At 33.7% G+C, this 18163-nt stretch carries 17 protein-coding genes and 1 pseudogene; 10 read left to right on the top strand and 8 right to left on the bottom strand.

What is annotated here, in order from left to right; translation table 11 throughout:
* The 3 genes from DMB65_RS05855 to gldD are packed head-to-tail and all read left to right on the top strand — an operon-like array spanning position 1 to position 2320.
* On the top strand, positions 1 to 441 hold the full coding sequence (locus tag DMB65_RS05855; protein ID WP_110305723.1) for a single-stranded DNA-binding protein: 441 nt from the start codon (positions 1 to 3) through the stop codon (positions 439 to 441).
* Positions 442 to 465: 24 nt separating this feature from the next.
* Entirely contained in the window at positions 466 to 1758 is a 1293-nt protein-coding gene (locus tag DMB65_RS05850) for a gliding motility-associated protein GldE (protein WP_110305722.1), read from the top strand.
* Between the two features lies 1 nt (position 1759).
* Entirely contained in the window at positions 1760 to 2320 is a 561-nt protein-coding gene (gldD, locus tag DMB65_RS05845; protein WP_110305721.1) for a gliding motility lipoprotein GldD, read from the top strand.
* Positions 2321 to 2376: 56 nt separating this feature from the next.
* Here gldD and DMB65_RS05840 read toward each other — a convergent pair whose 3' ends face one another.
* Positions 2377 to 2757, bottom strand: coding sequence for a heavy-metal-associated domain-containing protein (locus DMB65_RS05840; RefSeq protein ID WP_110305720.1), 381 nt, complete (start codon positions 2755 to 2757; stop codon positions 2377 to 2379).
* Between the two features lie 100 nt (positions 2758 to 2857).
* Here DMB65_RS05840 and DMB65_RS05835 point away from each other — a divergent pair, with 100 nt between their 5' ends.
* Complete coding sequence (locus DMB65_RS05835; RefSeq protein WP_110305719.1) at positions 2858 to 3724, top strand: DMT family transporter; 867 nt, start codon at positions 2858 to 2860, stop codon at positions 3722 to 3724.
* Between the two features lie 211 nt (positions 3725 to 3935).
* Here the strand turns inward: DMB65_RS05835 and DMB65_RS05830 are convergent, their stop codons facing one another.
* A complete protein-coding gene (locus tag DMB65_RS05830) occupies positions 3936 to 5984 on the bottom strand; it encodes an insulinase family protein (protein WP_196239568.1) in 2049 nt (682 codons plus the stop codon).
* Positions 5985 to 5994: 10 nt separating this feature from the next.
* Positions 5995 to 7317: a M16 family metallopeptidase gene (locus DMB65_RS05825; protein ID WP_110305718.1), complete on the bottom strand. Its 1323-nt coding sequence runs from the start codon at positions 7315 to 7317 to the stop codon at positions 5995 to 5997.
* Positions 7318 to 7591: 274 nt separating this feature from the next.
* Here DMB65_RS05825 and rplU point away from each other — a divergent pair, with 274 nt between their 5' ends.
* A complete protein-coding gene (rplU, locus tag DMB65_RS05820) occupies positions 7592 to 8035 on the top strand; it encodes a 50S ribosomal protein L21 (protein ID WP_078227187.1) in 444 nt (147 codons plus the stop codon).
* Between the two features lie 24 nt (positions 8036 to 8059).
* Complete coding sequence (gene rpmA, locus DMB65_RS05815) at positions 8060 to 8320, top strand: 50S ribosomal protein L27 (RefSeq protein WP_017497241.1); 261 nt, start codon at positions 8060 to 8062, stop codon at positions 8318 to 8320.
* A 263-nt stretch (positions 8321 to 8583) separates the two neighbouring features.
* Here the strand turns inward: rpmA and DMB65_RS05810 are convergent, their stop codons facing one another.
* Both DMB65_RS05810 and miaE read right to left on the bottom strand, forming a co-directional pair.
* Positions 8584 to 11343 (bottom strand): AsmA-like C-terminal region-containing protein, encoded by a 2760-nt coding sequence (locus DMB65_RS05810; RefSeq protein ID WP_110305717.1) that lies wholly within the window; start codon positions 11341 to 11343, stop codon positions 8584 to 8586.
* Positions 11344 to 11393: 50 nt separating this feature from the next.
* Positions 11394 to 11975: a tRNA-(ms[2]io[6]A)-hydroxylase gene (miaE, locus tag DMB65_RS05805; protein ID WP_110305716.1), complete on the bottom strand. Its 582-nt coding sequence runs from the start codon at positions 11973 to 11975 to the stop codon at positions 11394 to 11396.
* 98 nt (positions 11976 to 12073) lie between these two features.
* On the opposite strand from miaE, the gene DMB65_RS05800 reads away from it, so the two are divergent.
* The 4 genes from DMB65_RS05800 (at position 12074) to DMB65_RS05785 (ending at position 15938) form a co-directional block, all read left to right on the top strand.
* Positions 12074 to 13336, top strand: a complete 1263-nt coding sequence (locus DMB65_RS05800) for a glycosyltransferase family 4 protein (protein WP_110305715.1) — start codon at positions 12074 to 12076, stop codon at positions 13334 to 13336.
* A 178-nt stretch (positions 13337 to 13514) separates the two neighbouring features.
* A complete protein-coding gene (locus DMB65_RS05795) occupies positions 13515 to 14627 on the top strand; it encodes a hypothetical protein (RefSeq protein ID WP_123955276.1) in 1113 nt (370 codons plus the stop codon).
* A 61-nt stretch (positions 14628 to 14688) separates the two neighbouring features.
* Positions 14689 to 15258: a hypothetical protein gene (locus tag DMB65_RS05790; RefSeq protein WP_110305713.1), complete on the top strand. Its 570-nt coding sequence runs from the start codon at positions 14689 to 14691 to the stop codon at positions 15256 to 15258.
* 11 nt (positions 15259 to 15269) lie between these two features.
* On the top strand, positions 15270 to 15938 hold the full coding sequence (locus DMB65_RS05785) for a fibrobacter succinogenes major paralogous domain-containing protein (protein ID WP_110305712.1): 669 nt from the start codon (positions 15270 to 15272) through the stop codon (positions 15936 to 15938).
* Positions 15939 to 16018: 80 nt separating this feature from the next.
* Here DMB65_RS05785 and DMB65_RS05780 read toward each other — a convergent pair whose 3' ends face one another.
* The 3 genes and pseudogenes from DMB65_RS05780 to DMB65_RS05770 form a co-directional block, all read right to left on the bottom strand.
* A complete protein-coding gene (locus DMB65_RS05780) occupies positions 16019 to 16897 on the bottom strand; it encodes a helix-turn-helix domain-containing protein (protein ID WP_110305711.1) in 879 nt (292 codons plus the stop codon).
* Between the two features lie 75 nt (positions 16898 to 16972).
* The gene (locus tag DMB65_RS05775; RefSeq protein WP_110305710.1) at positions 16973 to 17518 is read right to left on the bottom strand and encodes a carboxymuconolactone decarboxylase family protein; all 546 of its coding nucleotides are present in this window, start codon (positions 17516 to 17518) and stop codon (positions 16973 to 16975) included.
* A 523-nt stretch (positions 17519 to 18041) separates the two neighbouring features.
* Positions 18042 to 18163 (bottom strand): annotated as a pseudogene (locus tag DMB65_RS05770) (IS1595 family transposase); the annotation flags it as partial.

Raw genomic sequence — 18163 nt, 5'->3', positions numbered from 1 at the left:
ATGAATGGGACATTAAATAAAGTGATGTTGATAGGTCATTTGGGCGATGATGTTAAAATGCATTATTTTGACGGAGGTAACTGTATTGGAAGGTTTCAACTGGCTACAAATGAAGTGTATATCAATAAAACTACAAACGAAAAAATTAGCTCAACAGAATGGCATAATCTGGTTGTGCGCAATAAAGCCGCTGAAATCTGTGAAAAATATTTGTCTAAAGGAGATAAAATATACGTCGAAGGACGCATTAAATCCAGGCAGTGGCAGGCTGAAGACGGAAGTATAAAACATACCACCGAGATTCAGGTAACCGAATTTACTTTTTTGACCACCAAAAAAGAAACCGATCACAATAAACAAACCCAAGCGGCAGAATCACCAAAAAATGCTAACTTTGAAAATCCTAATGAGGGCTTACCTATAAATGATTTGCCTTTTTAATTGTTTAACTAATTTCTTTTAATTTTGGACCCGGAGCCCGGTTTATTTTTAGAATCTGCTGACAACAACCTGATTATTGGTTTTGTCGGTATATTTATTTTACTTTTTTTATCAGCCATTGTCTCAGGTGCTGAAGTTGCTTTTTTTTCCTTGTCTCAAAAAGATATTGACAATACACTGCAGGAAAATAACCAAAAGGGTAAAATAATTTCAAATCTATTGGAAAAACCAAAAAAACTCTTAGCTACCTTATTAGTAGCCAACAATTTTTTGAATATTGGAGTTGTCATACTGTTCTCCTTTATTGGCAGAAACATCTTTGAAGGAATCGAATCGTCATTATTAAAATTTATTTCAGAAGTTATTCTGGTCACTTTTCTCATTTTGCTTTTTGGAGAAGTTCTACCCAAGGTTTATGCCAGCCGTAACAATATAAAATTTGCAAAAAGGGTAGCCTATCCAATTGCTTTTTTAGATAAATTACTTTCTCCTGTAAGTTTGCCAATGCGTTCGCTTACGTTATATTTGCATCATAAATTAGGAAAGCAAAAGACTAATTTTTCAGTTGATCAGCTTTCTCAGGCCCTGGAACTTACCGATTCTGAAGGAACGTCAACTGAGGAGCAAAAAATACTGGAAGGAATTGTTTCTTTCGGAAATACTGATACCAAACAGGTAATGAGTCCAAGGATCGATATTTTTGGTTTGGAAATTTCGGAATCTTTTGAAATGATTTATCCAAAAATTATTGATAAAGGGTATTCGAGGATTCCAATTTATCGTGATAATATTGACCAGATTGAAGGTGTTTTATTTGTTAAGGATTTGCTGCCTCATATAGATAATCCGCAATTCGACTGGCGCAATTTAATCAGGGAAGCATTTTTTGTACCGGAGAATAAAAAACTTGACAACCTGCTAAAGGATTTTCAAAGTCTTAAAAGCCACCTGGCCATTGTGGTTGATGAATATGGCGGAACCTCAGGTTTGGTCTCTTTAGAAGATGTAATTGAGGAAATAGTTGGGGATATTAGCGATGAGTTTGATGATGAAAATTTGAATTATTCTCAAATCGATGAAAAAAACTTCCTTTTTGAAGGCAAAATTAATTTGAAGGATTTTTACAGAATTGTTGAAGTTAATGAAGAAATTTTTGAAGATCACAAAGGAGAGGCCGAGACGCTGGCCGGATTTATTCTGGAAATTCTGGGTAACTTTCCAAAAAAAAATCAGAAGATCACTTTTGAAAACTGTGTTTTTACAATAGAAGCTGTCGATAATAAACGAGTAAAACAAATAAAAGTAACAATAGAGTAAGATGTTAAAAAAAACAATGTGGTTGGCCGTAATTTTAATAGGACTGACTGTTGCAAGCTGTAAAGACGATGTACTGCCTAAACCTGCCGGTTTTTTGCGATTGGATTATCCGGAAGCTAAATATGTAAACTTCGAAAATACGTGTCCGTTTTCTTTTCAAATGAATGAAGCAGCAGTAATTAAAGGTGAAAAAGAGTGTGGTTTTGCCATTACGTATCCAAAAATGAAAGCCACTATTTATTTAACCTATAAACCTGTACATAATAATATTGATAAATTGCTTAGAGATGCCCAAAAACTAACGTATGAACATGTTATCAAAGCAGATGATATATTAGAACAGCCGTATTTAAATCCCTCCAAAAAAGTATACGGAATGTTTTATCAGGTAAACGGAAATGCGGCAACCAACTCACAATTTTATGTTACTGACAGTACAAAGCACTTTATAACAGGATCGGTTTATTTTTACACAAAACCAAATTTTGATTCAATCATGCCCGCAGCGAGTTATATCAAAAATGATATGCAGAGGCTGATGGAAACCTTAAAGTGGAAGTAGATTATACAAAAAACGGCGTTCAGATTGAGCGCCGTTTTTTGTTTGAGAGTTGATAATTACGATTTAAAATTAGAAACCTTATATGTTTTTCCGTCTCCGGTTTCCTGAACCACTTTTGTCAAAGATTCAGTATTTTGAATGGTTTTGTCAAAAGTTACAGTTGCTGTTTTTTTGTCGAAATCAACAGCGGCTTTTTCTACACCGTCAAGATTTGCTAATTCTTCTTCGATAGTTTTAGCGCATCCAACAGCACAGGTCATTCCTTCGATTGTAAAACTCGCGGTCTGTACATTTTCTGCTGCAATTGGTTTATGCTCTTTTGGAGTTTCTGTTTTTTCGCCTTTTGCGACTGCCAAACTTTTATCTTCTTCTTTTTTGCAGCTTACCAATACCAGACCGGCAATTGTTAATGATACGAGTATTTTTGTGATTTTCATTATGTATAATTTTAGACGTCAATATTATTTGTTGCAAAATTAATAAAAATCAGAAGGTCAGTTCCTAAAAATAGTACAAATTTGTATCAAAATTCGGTTTATGGATGCAAAACAATTAAAGTGGTTTTATTTATTCCTGCTTTCGCTAATTTGGGGAAGCTCTTTTATTTTGATAAAAAGAGGATTGGTTGGATTAACGGCAATTCAGGTAGGCTCGCTCCGAATTATTTTTGCGGCTTTGTTCTTGCTGATAGTAGGATTTTCAAGTTTGAAGAAAATCTCACTTCGGCAATGGAAATTTGTGGCTCTAACTTCATTTTCTGGAACATTTATTCCAGCGTTCTTTTTTGCTATTGCCGAAACTCAGATTGATAGTTCGATTGTAGCAATCCTGAATTCATTAACACCTTTAAATACACTGATTTTAGGGATAATTTTTTTCGGAGTTGAGTTTAAAAAACGTCAGGGCATAGGAGTTTTTATCGGACTTATAGGTTGTTTGTTGTTGATTTTAAGCGGTGCTTCAAATGATGCGGGGCAAAATTATTATTATTTGATTTTTGTAGTTGCAGCCTCTCTTTGTTACGCTGTTAATGTGAATCTGATAAAAAAATATCTTTCCGATCTGAATTCGTTGAGTATTACAACAGGAAATTTTGCAATTTTGCTTTTACCTGCTTTACTTATTTTAGGCACAACAGATTTTACACAAAAAATAAATCTGGAAGTAACACAACATGCTGTTTTGTTTGTAATGATTTTGGGTATTTTAGGAACCGGAATTGCAAATGTATTGTTTTTTAAACTTATTCAGATGTCCTCGCCTGTATTTGCGACCTCCGTAACGTATCTGATTCCAATAGTGGCCTTTTTTTGGGGATTGCTGGATAATGAAATGTTAACGCCTATTCAGTTTTTTGGTGCTTTTGTTATTTTAATTGGGGTTTATTTGTCGGCTAAAAAATAATTTTTGGCTGTGAAATGGTTTTTGTGAGATGTAAAATGTTGTTGTCGTGTCACCTTGAGCGAAGTCAAAGATTATTATCCATTGGAACTCGCTTCGACTCCGCTCAGCTTGACAAAAAAACAATATGAGTTAAACAGAAAGGCTGTCAGTTACGACAGCCTTTCTGTTAAAAAAAAATCTTAGAATCTCAGCATCTTAGTAACTCAGATACTTAAAGAAAATCCTTCTCTGTAACTCCTTCATTTATTTTAATATCAGACATTTTAATGTCTAATTCAAAACCTGCATTTTGTATTAGGTTAAAAGGGACTTTTACTCCTTTTACTTCTTTATAATCATTAAAATAGGTGGTTTGTGTAGTCGATTGTCCGCTTTGTTCTTTTACTTTCGTTTCGGCTACTTTTAGCCCTGATTTTACATCATAGAAGTAAATCGTTTTTCCGTCTTTTATGGCGTAAGCATCATTACCGTTTATTTGTTCAATTCCGCTTACAGTTAGATCTGTTCTTTTGTTTAATTGTAACTCTTCAAAGGGAGTTGCGTTTGCCTTCATTTCGGCTAAATCTGTTCCTTCCAGATTTTTGCGTTGTCCTTGTTGTTCAATATAAGCTCCTTTGTCGTTTACAACTTGTTTCATCAAAGCCATACTTCCCATAGAAAGCGAAACCATCATTTTTCCTTTCGAATCTAACTTTGAAACAAAAGCCAGTGGAGATGGAGCCTGCGGAATTGTAGTAGTTCCGTTCATAAATAATGTTTTTACTGCAACAACTGATTTTTCTCCGCCAATTGCTTTGATATAATTGTCAAAAACAGTTTTTGCTGTAATTCCTGCCGGAGCTTCTTTTTTACTAACAGGTTTGTCAGTTGGATTCCCGTATTTATCATAATAAAAAATCGGGATTTGAAGTTTTTCCAATCCGGGAATAACTTCTGATCCTTTTCCAACAATTACAATTCTCATATTATCAATTGCGAAGTATTTGTTGGATACACGATAAATATCATCTGCAGTAACATTATTTATAGTCTGAATGTATTTTTCGTAAAAATCAGCCGGAAGTTTTTCGGTTTCGATATTTAAGGCATAACGTGCAACAGTCTGAGGTTTCTCAACTTGCATTACAAATCTTCCAATATATCCTGCTTTTACGTTTTTTAATACGTCTTCAGAAACTTTTTCAGTCCGGATTCTTTTAATTTCTTTTACAAATTCAACAACAGCACTATCCGTAACACTATTTCGAACTGCAGACGAAGCTTTGAACTTGGTTACGTATTTTCCGCTTCCAATATTAGAACTTGCTCCGTAAGTCCAGGCATGCTGTTCTCTTAAATTCATATTCAGGTAACTATTGAAATCTCCTCCTAAAATTTGATTTGCGATTACGGCAGGGAAAAAATCAGGATCGCTCATTTTTAAGTTTACGGTATTTACCAACGAAATTTCAGATTGAACCGCATTTGGAACATCTACAAAGTCTATCTGAAGTTTAGAAACATTTTCTGGATTTGGATATGTATTTTTTGGGGTGGTTTGTTTTTTCCATCCTCCAAAAAGTTTTTCTACAGCTGCTTTTGTTTCTTTAAATTTAATGTCGCCAATTACAACTAAATAAGCATTTTCAGGTACAAAATAAGTATTGTAGTTAGCCTCAACATCAGCAAGAGTGACATTTTTCAGGGTTTCTTCAGAAACAAATTCTCCGGAAGGATGGTTTATTCCAAAAGCCAAAGCATCAACAATACGGCTGGCAATAGCAGGAACGCTTTTTTCATCAGCTTTTAGTCCTTCCAGCATTTTTGCTTTTTCCTTATCAAATTCCGTCTGTGTAAAATTTGGCTGTAAGGCACCTTCCGCTAATAATTCTAAAATACGTCCTGAATATTTCGAAAGAGAACTTGCGTAAGCGTCAGATGATGAGAAATTGATGCTGGCTCCGTAAAAGTCAATTTCTTCGTTAAACGCTTCTTTGTTCGTTTTTTTTGTTCCGTTACCAATTAAACTGCTGGTTAGCTCATCGACGCCTTTTTTCTTTCCTTCAATAAAAGGAGCGTTGTCCAGTTTTAGATTAAAACTCACTCTTGGTAATTTGTGATTTTCAACCACCAAAACTTTCATACCGTTTGCTAAAACAAAAGTTTGTGGTTTTTTGATGTTGACTACTGGTGCATTTGCTGGTTTGGGTTGTGGACGATTTTGTGCTTGCATAATTCCGCTAAGGAATAAAAGGATTAAAATTGTATGTATTTTTTTCATGGTTCGGTGCTTAGTTTTGAACTTTTTTTGAAGGAACATAATCTAAAATTAAACGCTGATTAGGGTTTAAATACTTTTTGGCAACCTCTCTGATTTCTTCTCGTGTGATAGAGTGGTAAAGGTCGATTTCTGTATTGATTAGGTTTACGTCTCCGTATAGTAAATAATAAGAAGCAAGGTTTTCTGCGATTCCTTCAACACTTGCATTTGCATTTACGAAATTATTATCGAATTTATTTTGTAATTTTTGATAGTCTTTCTCTGAAATTAAATCGGTTTGGATTTTTACGATTTCTTCGTCCATTTCTTTTAAGATATCGGCTGTTGTGTAAGTTCCCATTGGTAAACCGTACAAAATATACATTCCGTAATCTTCCTGATTAAAACCAACAGCGCCAATTTGAAGCGCCATTTTTTTATCGTCAACTATTTTTTTGTATAATTTTGAGCTTTTTCCATCACTCAAATAAGAAGAAATCAGATCTAAAATCCTTGCGTCTCTTGTTTTCATTGATGGAGTTCTGTAAGAAGCAACGACCATCGGAATCTGAATATTAGGATCTTCGTAAGAGGCTTTTATCGTTTGTGCAATCGGTTCTTCTGTAAAAGTTTGTTTTTTCACCACCTCTCCTTTCGGAATTGGTCCAAAATATTTCTGAATCCATTCTTTGGTTTTGGTTTTGTCGAAATCTCCGGCAACAACCAAAACGGCATTGTTTGGCGTATAGAATTTTTTATTAAAAGCCTGGAATTCTTCAAGAGTGGCAGCGTCAAGATCTTTCATCGAACCAATGGTTGTCCATCGGTAAGGGTGGTTTTTGAACATGTATTTTTTTACCTCAGTTAAAATATTTCCGTAAGGCTGATTATCGTAACGGGTTCTTTTTTCTTCTTTTACCACTTCGTTTTGTGTATCAACACCAATCTTGTTAATAATAGGATGCATCAATCGTTCGGATTCCATCCATAAACCAAGCTCTAAACTGTTTGATGGAAAAACTTCATAATAATAGGTTCTGTCATCGGATGTATTTGCATTGTTTACGCCTCCATTTGCGGTAACGATTTTCATCCATTCACCACGTTTTATATTTTCGGTACCTTCAAATAATAAATGTTCAAAGAAATGTGCAAAACCGGTTCGGTCCGGGCGCTCGTCCTTAGATCCTACATGGTACATTACAGAAGTAATAACAACAGGGGCTGAAGGATCATTGTGTAAAATAACATGCAGGCCATTGTCTAAATTGTATTCTTCGAAAGCTACTTTTTGGGCACTAGCTACTCCACCGAGCATTATTGCTGCACTTAACATCATTATAGAATTTTTCATAAAGATTAATAATTTATAATTATCTAAATTAAATTAGATATTCAAGAGTTGATTATGTTACACCAAAAATAAGTTTTTTTGTTCATCATTTAAAAACAGGTGCTTTTTTTGGTTGTATTTTAACAATCTTTTACCTCTGAATGTTTTTAGGAAAGAGAACAAACAGCTTGAAAAGCAGACTTTAAAGCGTGAAAAATATTTTTGGATTAAGAGATTGCACAGTAAATTTTTAATTGTATATTTGCAACCTTAAAAATCAATAAATCAATTTGGTATGTATGCAATCGTAGAGATAGCAGGGCAACAATTTAAAGTAAGCAAAGACTTAAAGGTTTATGTTCATCGTTTGGCTAATGAAGAAGGTTCAAAAGTTTCTTTTGACAAAGTTCTTTTATTAGATGACAACGGAAATGTAACTTTAGGCGCCCCAGCTATAGAAGGTGCTTCAGTAGAAGCTAAAGTGTTACAACACTTAAAAGGTGATAAAGTTATCGTTTTCAAAAAGAAAAGAAGAAAAGGATACAAAAAAAGAAATGGTCACAGACAATATCTTACACAAATTGTAATTGAAGGTATTACTGCAGCAGGCGGAACTAAAAAAGCGGCAGCTAAAAAAGCAGTTGTAGCAGAAGAAGCTCCGGCTACTGAAGCTGAAGCAGCTCCAAAAGCAAAAAAAGCAGCAGCTCCAAAAGCAAAAAAAGAAGCTAAAGAAGAATAATAACAATATTTAAACTCATACGTCATGGCTCACAAGAAAGGTGTCGGTAGTTCGAAGAATGGTAGAGAATCAGAATCAAAACGTCTAGGCGTTAAGATTTTTGGTGGTCAGGCTGCTATTGCTGGGAACATCATCGTTAGACAAAGAGGTTCAAAACACAATCCAGGTGAAAATGTTTACATTAGTAAAGATCATACACTACACGCAAGAGTAGCTGGAGTTGTTAAGTTCCAAAAGAAAAAAGATAACAAATCTTATGTATCTATCCTTCCATTTGAAGCATAATCATTAGATAAATTATTATACAAAACCCGATTTGAAAAAGATCGGGTTTTTTATTTGCTAAAATAGCAAAGTTTGTTTTACCATATAAAGTGATATCTTCATTTTAAAAGGCACACTCACACTTCGGTCATTTATCGCAAGAATCGTATCGATAACATATAAAAGAAAAACCTTTGTAAACTTTGACAAAGGCTGTTTAATGATTGGAATTTGGAATTTCCAAAATTAAAATTTGATATTACAATTGAATTTTGCTATTGAAATTACTCAGTATCTTGTGTTTCCTCAAGGTTTTCAGTATTTCGTCCCACTTTTACTTTTGGGTTATTCTGAGTTCCGGTAACAGTCAGCGGAATTCCAAATATGCCTAACGGTGGCAGTCCTAAACGCATTTTTAAGTTCAGTTTTCCGTCCAGACTTGTTGTTCCTTCAATTCTTGGTCTGAATCCGGCAAACTTAAATTTAAAACGTTCAATTGTTATAATATTATTTTTGATTTTAGTTTTAATATCTACTTTGGAAACATCAGGATTTTTCATGGATTCTGAGCTTGTTTTCTTACTCACGGCATTAAACATTTTCAATCCCCTTAATTTTACATCTTTTACAGAAAGTGTTCCGCCTCCTGCTAAAGATGGGTAAACAGGCTCCATATTTTCATTTAATCTGCCCTTTAATTGGTAATCTAAAGAAACAATTCCTTGCGCTTTTTCGGCGGTGCTGGCCATTTTTCTAAAGACTTCAATTTCGTTATATGCTCTTTTGATACTAAAATCTGAAGCTTTGATAGCGTAATCAAAATTAGCCTTTTGAGATGTTGTGGACTGATAATTACCATTCATGCTCACGTTACAGCCAATTAAATTAAAGCCTGTATTTTGCATGGTAAGTTTGCCATTTTTCATGCTTAAATTTCCTTTTGCATTTTGGAGGTTAAGTTTGTCAAAATATATGTTTTCGGCATTTGCTATTAACTGTAAATTCAAATTGGCCGGAATTATGATAACTCCTGTCTGGTTTGTTGTGGTGGGTTTTGTTTCAGGTTTTGAAGCCGGGTTTTTCGTTGCCGATGTATTGGTCTGCGTAATAGACATAAACTCATCTACATTAATATATCGTGCTGAAACCGTAAAAGAACCTTTCAGGATTCCGGTTTTAGTGATAGCATAATTAAAAACATTTTGCAAATAACCATTCATCTTAAAATCAGACTGGCCGTAAGCCGCCAAAAAGTTATTGAAAGACATTTTGTCCTGATTGATTTTAAAAAAGCCTTCTTTAATTATAAACTTTTTAGGCAAATACTCAGAAGCTATTCCTATGTTTCTAAGTTCAAGGGTTCCTTTGTTGTTTAATTTTCTGTAATTTCCTTTTTCAGCATCGCTTTGTTTACCTTTCAAAGCCAAATCAGCTTTTACAAAACCGTCTAAATCAAGTCCTTTTTTGGAGAAAACTTTATATATTTTCTTAACATCAAGTTCACCTTTTGCTTTGATGTCATAATTTAAATCATCAAAATTGCTCAATTCTGCTTGTACAAAAACAGGTTTTCCTTCAAAAGTAAATTGAGCAGGTTTCAGATTAACTTTTAAGTCCTGAAAAGTCCCTTTTTGATTCTCAATTTTAGTTTTTAAAGTAATATTGGTAATCGGATTTGGATAATATTTTGTTTTTAAATAACCATTTTTCAAATCAATTACTCCGTTTGTAACTGGAAAAAGTTTATTCTTCTGATCAAATTTCCCTTTTGCTTTAACGTCACCAACTAAAATTCCTTTTAATGTTAAATCAGGAATTCCAAGACCTTTATTTAATTTTTCAAGGTCAATCTTAGCTTTAAAATCACCATTAATGTCAGGAGTATTCATGCTTTTCATGTAAAATTTAGATTTTAAATAATCCTTGCCTACATTTAAAGATAAATTTTTAGCATCAACAATTAAAAGGTCTGGGTTTAAAGATGGAACGGTCGTTTTTACTTCAATATTTAAATTTGAAACCGGAAAAGCACTTTTGTTATAGTTCACAAATCCATTGTCTATTTTTACATCTAAATTTAAATCAGGCGCAATTTTTTGAGATGCTATATAATTTCCTTTCAGGGTAAAAAGTAAATTGGTTTTTCCTTTTAATTTGGTTTTAGAAAGCCATGTAATGTATTTTGGAGGGAATGCTGTAAAAACATCATACAAGTCACTATTGTCAGATTTGATAACAAAATCTATATTGTATCCGTCTTTTAAAAAATCAAAATTCCCTTTAAAATCAACCAAAAGCTGATTGATTTTTAAGTTGTTTTGCTGGAAATAAAAAGACAATGAGTTTACATTAATTTTAGTTATTAAATCAGCATCAATCTTTTTATTCATTAAATACGGTTCATCTTCATAAACAATATTGAGTTTTTCAATTTTAGCTTTCGAATACAAATCGAAAACAGCTTTGTTTAAATCCCCTTTTCCTAAGTAATTGAATCCTAATGCGTCAAAATGAACTTTGGTCGACTGGTCATCATAAATTATTTTACTGTTTATAATTTCAATTCTTTCCAGTTTTAAGGCCGTATCTGTACTGTCTTTCGATTTTTCCTGCTGTGAAGAAGATTTATAGATATTGTAATTCGCAGCTCCTTTTTGATTCACTCTGACATTAATAAACGAATCCGATAAATAAATCTGGTCAATTTTGACTTCTTTGCTAAATATCAGACTGGCAACATTAATTCCAAAAGAGACTTCTTTTGCGGTAATGAATTTTTCCTTTGTATAAGGTGCTGATCCGTTAAGGTTTAAATCGTTTAAAGTTAGGGTCAGTGAAGGGAAATGATGAAAAAAAGAAAGTGAAACATCAGAATAATTGAGCTGTGCACTTAATTTTTCATTGGCAGTTTTTTTAATCTGTTCCTTGATTTTATCGGCAAAAACAATCGGTGTCAAAAAAAGTAATCCTAAAATAACAAAAAAAGTTATTCCGGTATATTTTCCAATTTTTAATAAGATCGATTTGGATTTGTTTTTTAACATAACAAATATTGTCTAGTTTATATTTAAATAATGGTTATAGAATAGGATGATTACCCGTGAACAGTTTCATTTTTGCCATAATTAGTAATAATGGAGCCTTCGTATTCAATCCATTCCTTCCAGCGTTTGTCTACATCGACATTGTCAGCATATTTTCTGGCAAATCCTAAAAATGTAGTGTAATGACCTGCTTCAGAAATCATTAAATCACGGTAGAATCTGGCCAGTTCTTCGTCTTTGATATTTTCTGAGAGGATTTTAAAACGCTCACAGCTTCTGGCTTCAATCATGGCAGAAAATAATAACCGATCACAAAGCGCGTCTTTTCGGCTGCCATCTTTTTTCATGAATTTGAAAAGTTCATTTACATAATGATCTTTTCTTTCACGTCCCAAAGTCAGGCCTCTTTTCTTGATTAAATTGTGAACCAATTGCAAATGTTCAAGTTCTTCTCTGGCAATTACAAGCATTTCTGTTACAAGTTCTTCTAATTCAGAGTTATATGTTACTAAGCTAATGGCATTTGAAGCAGCTTTTTGCTCACACCAGGCATGATCCGTTAAAATTTCTTCGATATTCGATTCGACAATATTTACCCAGCGTGGGTCTGTTGCTAATTTTAATCCTAACATGACGACGGTAGTTTATATGCTGCAAAATTAGTCTTTTTTTACAACCAAAAGTTAGAAAAAATGGTGCAAAAACGTTCAGAAAACCATTATTTTGTAAAATGAAACCAATTAAAACCGAACGGTTGAAAAAACTTTTAATTATTGGCTTTGTATGGCCTGAACCAAACTCTTCTGCGGCTGGCGGGAGGATGATGCAGCTGATTTCTGTTTTTGCAGCAAATAGATTTAAAATTACTTTTGCAAGTCCTGCCTTAGACAGCGATTTTATGGTTGATTTGTCTCAATTTGGTGTTGAAAAAAAATCAATTGAACTCAATAATTCAAGTTTTGATGATTTTATAATCGAATTAAATCCGGATGTCGTTTTATTTGATCGTTTTATGATTGAAGAACAATTTGGCTGGCGTGTTGCAGAGAATTGCCCGAAGGCCATCCGGATTTTAGATACAGAAGATTTACATTGCTTAAGAACAGCGAGACAAAAAGCTTTCAAGGAAAACAGCACTTTTAAACTGACGGATTTACTTTCTGAAGAAGTTGCCAAACGCGAAATTGCCAGTATTCTGAGATGTGATTTATCGTATATTATTTCAGAATTTGAACTGAAGGTTTTAAAGGATGTTTTTAAAATCGATTCTGCTTTATTGCAATATCTGCCTTTTTTGGTTGAAGAAATGTCTGAGGAAGATTTACTGAAATTGCCTTCTTTTGAAGATCGTCAGCATTTTGTTTTCATCGGAAATTTTCTTCATGAACCCAATTGGAATACGGTTCAGTGTTTAAAAGAAACAATCTGGCCATTAATTAGAAAAGATTTTCCGGAAGCGGTTTTGCAGGTTTACGGGGCTTATCCGTCGCAAAAAGTTTTGCAATTGCATCAGCCTAAAAACGGTTTTTTTATTATGGGAAGGGCTACTGATGCGAATGAGATTGTAAAAAATGCCAGAATTGTTTTGGCTCCAATTCGTTTTGGAGCAGGTTTAAAAGGCAAATTATTAGAAGCTATGCAATGCGGAACACCAAGTGTAACTTCAGTAATTGGTTCTGAAGCTATGCATGAAAATTTACCCTGGAATGGTTTCATTGAAGATACTCCAGATGAGTTTGCTAAAAAAGCAATTTCGCTTTATAAGGATCAGAATCTCTGGGGACAAGCTCAGAAAAACGGAATTGCTATTGTACATGAGTGTTATTTAAAAGATAAATATTCAGAAAAATTAATAAATAGGGTTAATGCTTTATTGAATGATTATGAGGTTCATCGCCTTCATAATTTCATGGGAAGCCTATTGCAGCATCATACTTTAAAAAGTACTAAATATATGGCAAAATGGATAGAAGCAAAGAATAAGCATCTTTAATTTTTTTTGCATTTTGAATAGGCTCAATTTATTGATTTAAATCAGGTTTAGTTAGTTGGTTTTTAATCATTTGTGTTTTTAATTATTTGTGTTTTTATAAAGAAGGATTGTACAGGATAGTTTACGAGATAAATAGTAATAATTTACTCGCTTATTAACTATCAAACCAAACGTTATTATGAAAAAACAAATGTTTAAGAGACTTTTTATCGTCTCAATGTTATTCTTTGGCCTAAACTTATTTGTAGGTTGCGAAAGCGAAAGCTTAGAAACAAACGAAGAAGCTGCAGTACAAAATGAAATCATTAAACCTTCAACAGCAAAAGGCGGGAATCTTTCAGGTGAAGTAACAGGCTCAACAGGAGCTTATGTTGCTAAAGTAAATGGTGTAACCAAATACACCGGTTCAGATTATGTGGCTGCAATACAGGCTGCGATTAACAATCTTACTTCAGGGAGAGATACAAAAGAGTGGGTAACCGTTCGCGTTTCAGGTGCGTCGGGTTCAACAGGCGGATCTCTGAAATATGTAAATATGGCAAGCTATACGGGTTTAGATTTTGCAAACAATACTTTCAATGCAAATAGCGGCGATGCTTTGGTTATTCCAGTTTGGGCAGACAGAAAAACGAATATTGAGGTAAAAAATCTTAAGGTTTCGGGAAAACCGCGCTACGGTATTTGGTTTAAAGGCTGTACAGTTATGAATATTAGTAATATTACCATGAATATAGGGGTGCCTCAGGCTGATTTAGGATTAGGAATCAGGGTTGATAACAGTACAGCTGCAACCAGCAATTTGACTATCAGCGGAACTATTAATATTACTGGCGGAGATAATTCTATTGAAACCTATGGTGTTGACGGGTTTTCTATTGGCAACGTGACTTCCAGCAATAATGCTGCTTGCGGAGTATTACTCAATCAATCCAAAAATGGAACTGTGGGTACGGTTACAGGAACCAATAACAGTACAACAGGTTCAGTTACAGGTTATGCGACTTTTCGTTGTGCCAATAATAACGGACCAAATGTAGTTTGTAGTAAAGTATATTCCCGAGGCAGCGGACGCGGTTTCTTTAGCGTTACGGGCAGCAACGGTTGTACCGTAAATACTGTTGATATTGCCAATACAGCCATTCAGGGTATTTTATTGCAAAATGCAAGCAATACAAAGGTCCTGGCAGGTACAGTAAGTAATGGGCATCCTAATGTTCAGCATCAAAATGCAACGAATTGCAGTACTAAAGTAAACGGTCAGACTTATACGGCTGTGAACGGAACGTGGTAATAGTATAGTTTAAAAAACAAAGCGATGTGATTTTTCATATCGCTTTTATAAATTTCTTTCTATGAACGGATCAATAAGCCGATTTATTTTTTTTATTTTTCTATTATCTTTTTACGGATGCAAAGATGCTTCCAAAGAACGTAGTATGGATTTTGAAAGGTCTGTTCCGCAGCAAAATAATCTTTTTACAATCCCTCAAAAGGTAGAAAATGATTTTCTGCAAAAATTCCCAAAGCTTGAAATGATAAAAAAAGAAGAGTATTCTAATTTGTTTTGGGATTTTTATGATCGCAATATGATTCCAAATGAATGTTATACGGATATTAATAATGACCAAATACTTGATTATGCTGTATTGATAAAGGATGGTAATCAATTAAAATTAGGAATTATTTTATCCTCACATAAGGATTATTCATATTGGATTTCTCCCTTTTCAATTGAGAATATAAAACCTGAAGGAGTGCATTTTTGTGTGTCCGTAAAACCTGCGGGAAGAACAGATATTGTAAAAAAAGTACCGGAATCTCTTGTAATAAAGAAAAACGGATTTCTTATAAAGAATTTGGAACAGGATTGTTTTATATTTTATGAAACCAATAAAGAAATAAAGATGTTTAAAATGCTTTAGAATAATGGATAATGACACAAATTAAAGATATTTACAAAATAGCTGTTCTTCTTTTTTTTCTTTCTTTCTTTTCTTGTAAAAATGCTGAAACAGTAGAAGATTTAGACGGTAACATATACCATACAACAAAGATTGGAAAGCAGACCTGGATGGTAGAAAACCTTAAAGTCACCCGGTTTAATAATGGAGATTCGATTAAAAAAATCACAACGAATAAAGATTGGAAAAAGGCAGAACAAGCGGGTTATTCTTTCTATAATAATGATGTTGCTTTTGTAAAAGAGTACGGACTTTTATACAATTACAATTGCCTTAAAGATATCCGACGTATTGCACCAAAAGGCTGGAGGATTCCGACAGAAGAAGATTTAAAGGAACTGGAGTCTTTTATTAATTCCAATTCAATAGGGATTTTTTTAAAAGAAAAAGGAAACACACATTGGTTGCCGTCTAATACGGTGGGTAATAATGTAACTGGTTTTAATGCGTTGCCGGGCGGGTATCGGGACGAGGAGGGAGCTTTTTATATGCTTAGATCTAACGGATATTATTGGACTGTCAATGGAAGTTTTGAATTGTACAATTGGAGTGACAGAATGTTTCAGGCTTTTGCAGATGTAAGGAGAGACAGTATTTTTAAGCGATATTGTTTTTCGGTTAAATGTATTAAAGAAGAATAGTTTTTATAGGAAGTTTGCTGTAGTAGCATACACTAAAAGCACAAAATACATAGCAAAATGGATAGAAGATAAGAATAAAATTAAGTATCCATTTTTCCAAAACCTACCGTTTCGCGATAAATTTGAGGTGAAACATCTGCATTGGTTTTAAAGAAACGGCTAAAATAATGCTCGTCGTCATAACCCAATTCGTAGGCAATTTCTTTGACTGTTTTACTGGTCAGGTATAATTCTCTTTTGGCTTCGATAATAATTCTTTCCGAAATTAAATCGGTTAAGGTTTTGTTGAAATAATTCTTGGACAATTTGGCTAAAGCCTTTGGAGAGATGTTCAGTAAATCAGCATAATTTCCCGCTGAATGTTTGGTTTTAAAATGGAGTTCAATGGCATCTTTCAGATTTTGAAGAATTATAGGCTCTTTTGAATCCGGAACTGAATTCATTTCCTCTAATTGTTCTGTTTTTAATCTTGAAGCTGTGATCAAAAAGATTTTCAAATACGAAATAAGCAATTCATATTGTGCCAATTCTGCATTTTTAATTTCAGCCTTCATTTGCTCTAAAATCATTTTAAAAGTTTGTTCTGCTTGCTCTGTAACCTGCACATAAGGGGGCTGATAAATATTGTTGAATAAAACACCATTGCATGAAACTTCTTTTTGATGCATGTGAATACAATAAAAATCAGGATGAAATTGAATCGCAACTCCTTCAATTGACTCGTTTACACACAGCATAAAGGGTTGATATGGAGAAAAGGCGAGAAGGGAGTTTTCTTCAAAATGATGTTCTGCAAAATCGGCCTTTACTTTCCCTTTTCCTTTGGTCACCCAAATTAAAGAGAAATAATTATTGCGCTGTAAATGATCAAAATGAACGTTGTCCTCAAATGGAAGAATTTTGAATGCTAAATTACCAGTTTTTGGATTTATTAAAGTAGAAACATTTTGAGAACTCATAAAGTGCTGTTTTAAAAAATATAAAGATAGTCATGAAAATATTCATAACTATCTTTCTAATGAATTTTGGTAAAATTAGTTTTGTAATTCAGCTATAGCCGGAAAATCAATTTCAGTATTTGCTAAATTGTTAAAATAGTTTGTCAAAACATTTAATGCTGTATGTGCAACAGTTTCTGCAATTTCAGCATCAGAAACTCCCGCGGTTTTAGCTTTATTTACATCTTCATCATTTACTAAACCATTTTTGCTAATTAATGTTTTAGCCAATTGTAAAATCGCTTCTGTTTTTACATCTGTAGAATTTCCTGCTCTTGCCGCTTTTAAAACTGCAGGATCAGCTTTAACTAATTTTTCTCCGATATAAGTATGAGCCGCTAAACAGTAATCACATGAATTGCTTTCTGAAACTGCCAAAGCAATTAATTCACCTGTTTTAGCACTCAGTTTTCCGTGGCTTAATGCACCGCTTAAGTTTAAATATCCTTCCAAAACTGCTGGAGAATTCCCCATTGTTCTCATCATATTCGGAACAACGCCTAATTTTGCCTGTACAGCGTTGAATAAATCTTTAGTTTTTCCTGTTACTTCTTCCGGGTTTAATGCTGTTAATCGTGTCATTTTATTTGATTTTTAATTGTTATTATTTGTTGTTGTCTTTTGACATTACAAAGTTGCAACGATTACAGATTTTAGAACATGGAGAATGTACGCTATGTGATGGATAATTTTCCCTCTCTTTATTTTGAGTAAAACAGCGTGATTTTATCATTTCGATTGTCTATGGAAAAAAGAATTTTTTAGGAGCTAATCCCGCTATCCGTTGCAATCTTTTGTGGCGAACCCCGCCACAAAAGGATTTCACTGCTATCGGGGCTAGGGCAGTCATTTTCATAAGAGTATTTTCGTTTGTTCTGTCAGGAATGACAAACTTTACGTGTAGTAAGCTTTGTCAAAGTTCGTCGTAAAGCTCTTCCGCAATTTTGTCATTTCGAGGAACGAGAAATCTTCGTGAGAAGCTCGACAAAGATTGGATTCTCTTTACGGAGTTACTTGCGAAGATTTCTCGTTACTCGAAATCACAAATATTGCGCTAAAAAAATAGGTTGCCCTCAAAAGAACAACCTATTATAAAATTATTGAGTTATGCACTTAATATCTGTTTTATATTTTTTTGATATATCGGTTTTGCATTTACCATTCTTTCTATGGATTTATGAAAAATACTTGTTTTAAATTGAGAACGGTTTATCCTAAAACAAAACT

It is taken from the genome of Flavobacterium cheongpyeongense, assembly GCF_003202435.1.
GTDB classification, from domain to species: Bacteria; Bacteroidota; Bacteroidia; order Flavobacteriales; family Flavobacteriaceae; genus Flavobacterium; species Flavobacterium cheongpyeongense.
The sequence above is the reverse complement of the archived record's forward strand: the minus strand, read 5'-3'. Positions and strand labels throughout refer to the sequence as shown.

Bases quoted from the DNA above. Each gene is read 5' to 3' on its own strand.
- rplU (WP_078227187.1), top strand. From the start codon at position 7,592: ATGTATGCAATCGTAGAGATAGCAGGGCAACAATTTAAAGTAAGCAAA.
- DMB65_RS05810 (WP_110305717.1), bottom strand. From the start codon at position 11,343: ATGTTAAAAAACAAATCCAAATCGATCTTATTAAAAATTGGAAAATAT.
- miaE (WP_110305716.1), bottom strand. From the start codon at position 11,975: ATGTTAGGATTAAAATTAGCAACAGACCCACGCTGGGTAAATATTGTC.
- DMB65_RS05830 (WP_196239568.1), bottom strand. From the start codon at position 5,984: ATGAAAAAAATACATACAATTTTAATCCTTTTATTCCTTAGCGGAATT.
- DMB65_RS05800 (WP_110305715.1), top strand. From the start codon at position 12,074: ATGAAACCAATTAAAACCGAACGGTTGAAAAAACTTTTAATTATTGGC.
- DMB65_RS05825 (WP_110305718.1), bottom strand. From the start codon at position 7,317: ATGAAAAATTCTATAATGATGTTAAGTGCAGCAATAATGCTCGGTGGA.
- DMB65_RS05775 (WP_110305710.1), bottom strand. From the start codon at position 17,518: ATGACACGATTAACAGCATTAAACCCGGAAGAAGTAACAGGAAAAACT.
- DMB65_RS05790 (WP_110305713.1), top strand. From the start codon at position 14,689: ATGAACGGATCAATAAGCCGATTTATTTTTTTTATTTTTCTATTATCT.
- rpmA (WP_017497241.1), top strand. From the start codon at position 8,060: ATGGCTCACAAGAAAGGTGTCGGTAGTTCGAAGAATGGTAGAGAATCA.
- DMB65_RS05795 (WP_123955276.1), top strand. From the start codon at position 13,515: ATGAAAAAACAAATGTTTAAGAGACTTTTTATCGTCTCAATGTTATTC.
- DMB65_RS05780 (WP_110305711.1), bottom strand. From the start codon at position 16,897: ATGAGTTCTCAAAATGTTTCTACTTTAATAAATCCAAAAACTGGTAAT.
- DMB65_RS05855 (WP_110305723.1), top strand. From the start codon at position 1: ATGAATGGGACATTAAATAAAGTGATGTTGATAGGTCATTTGGGCGAT.
- DMB65_RS05785 (WP_110305712.1), top strand. From the start codon at position 15,270: ATGACACAAATTAAAGATATTTACAAAATAGCTGTTCTTCTTTTTTTT.
- DMB65_RS05840 (WP_110305720.1), bottom strand. From the start codon at position 2,757: ATGAAAATCACAAAAATACTCGTATCATTAACAATTGCCGGTCTGGTA.
- DMB65_RS05835 (WP_110305719.1), top strand. From the start codon at position 2,858: ATGGATGCAAAACAATTAAAGTGGTTTTATTTATTCCTGCTTTCGCTA.
- gldD (WP_110305721.1), top strand. From the start codon at position 1,760: ATGTTAAAAAAAACAATGTGGTTGGCCGTAATTTTAATAGGACTGACT.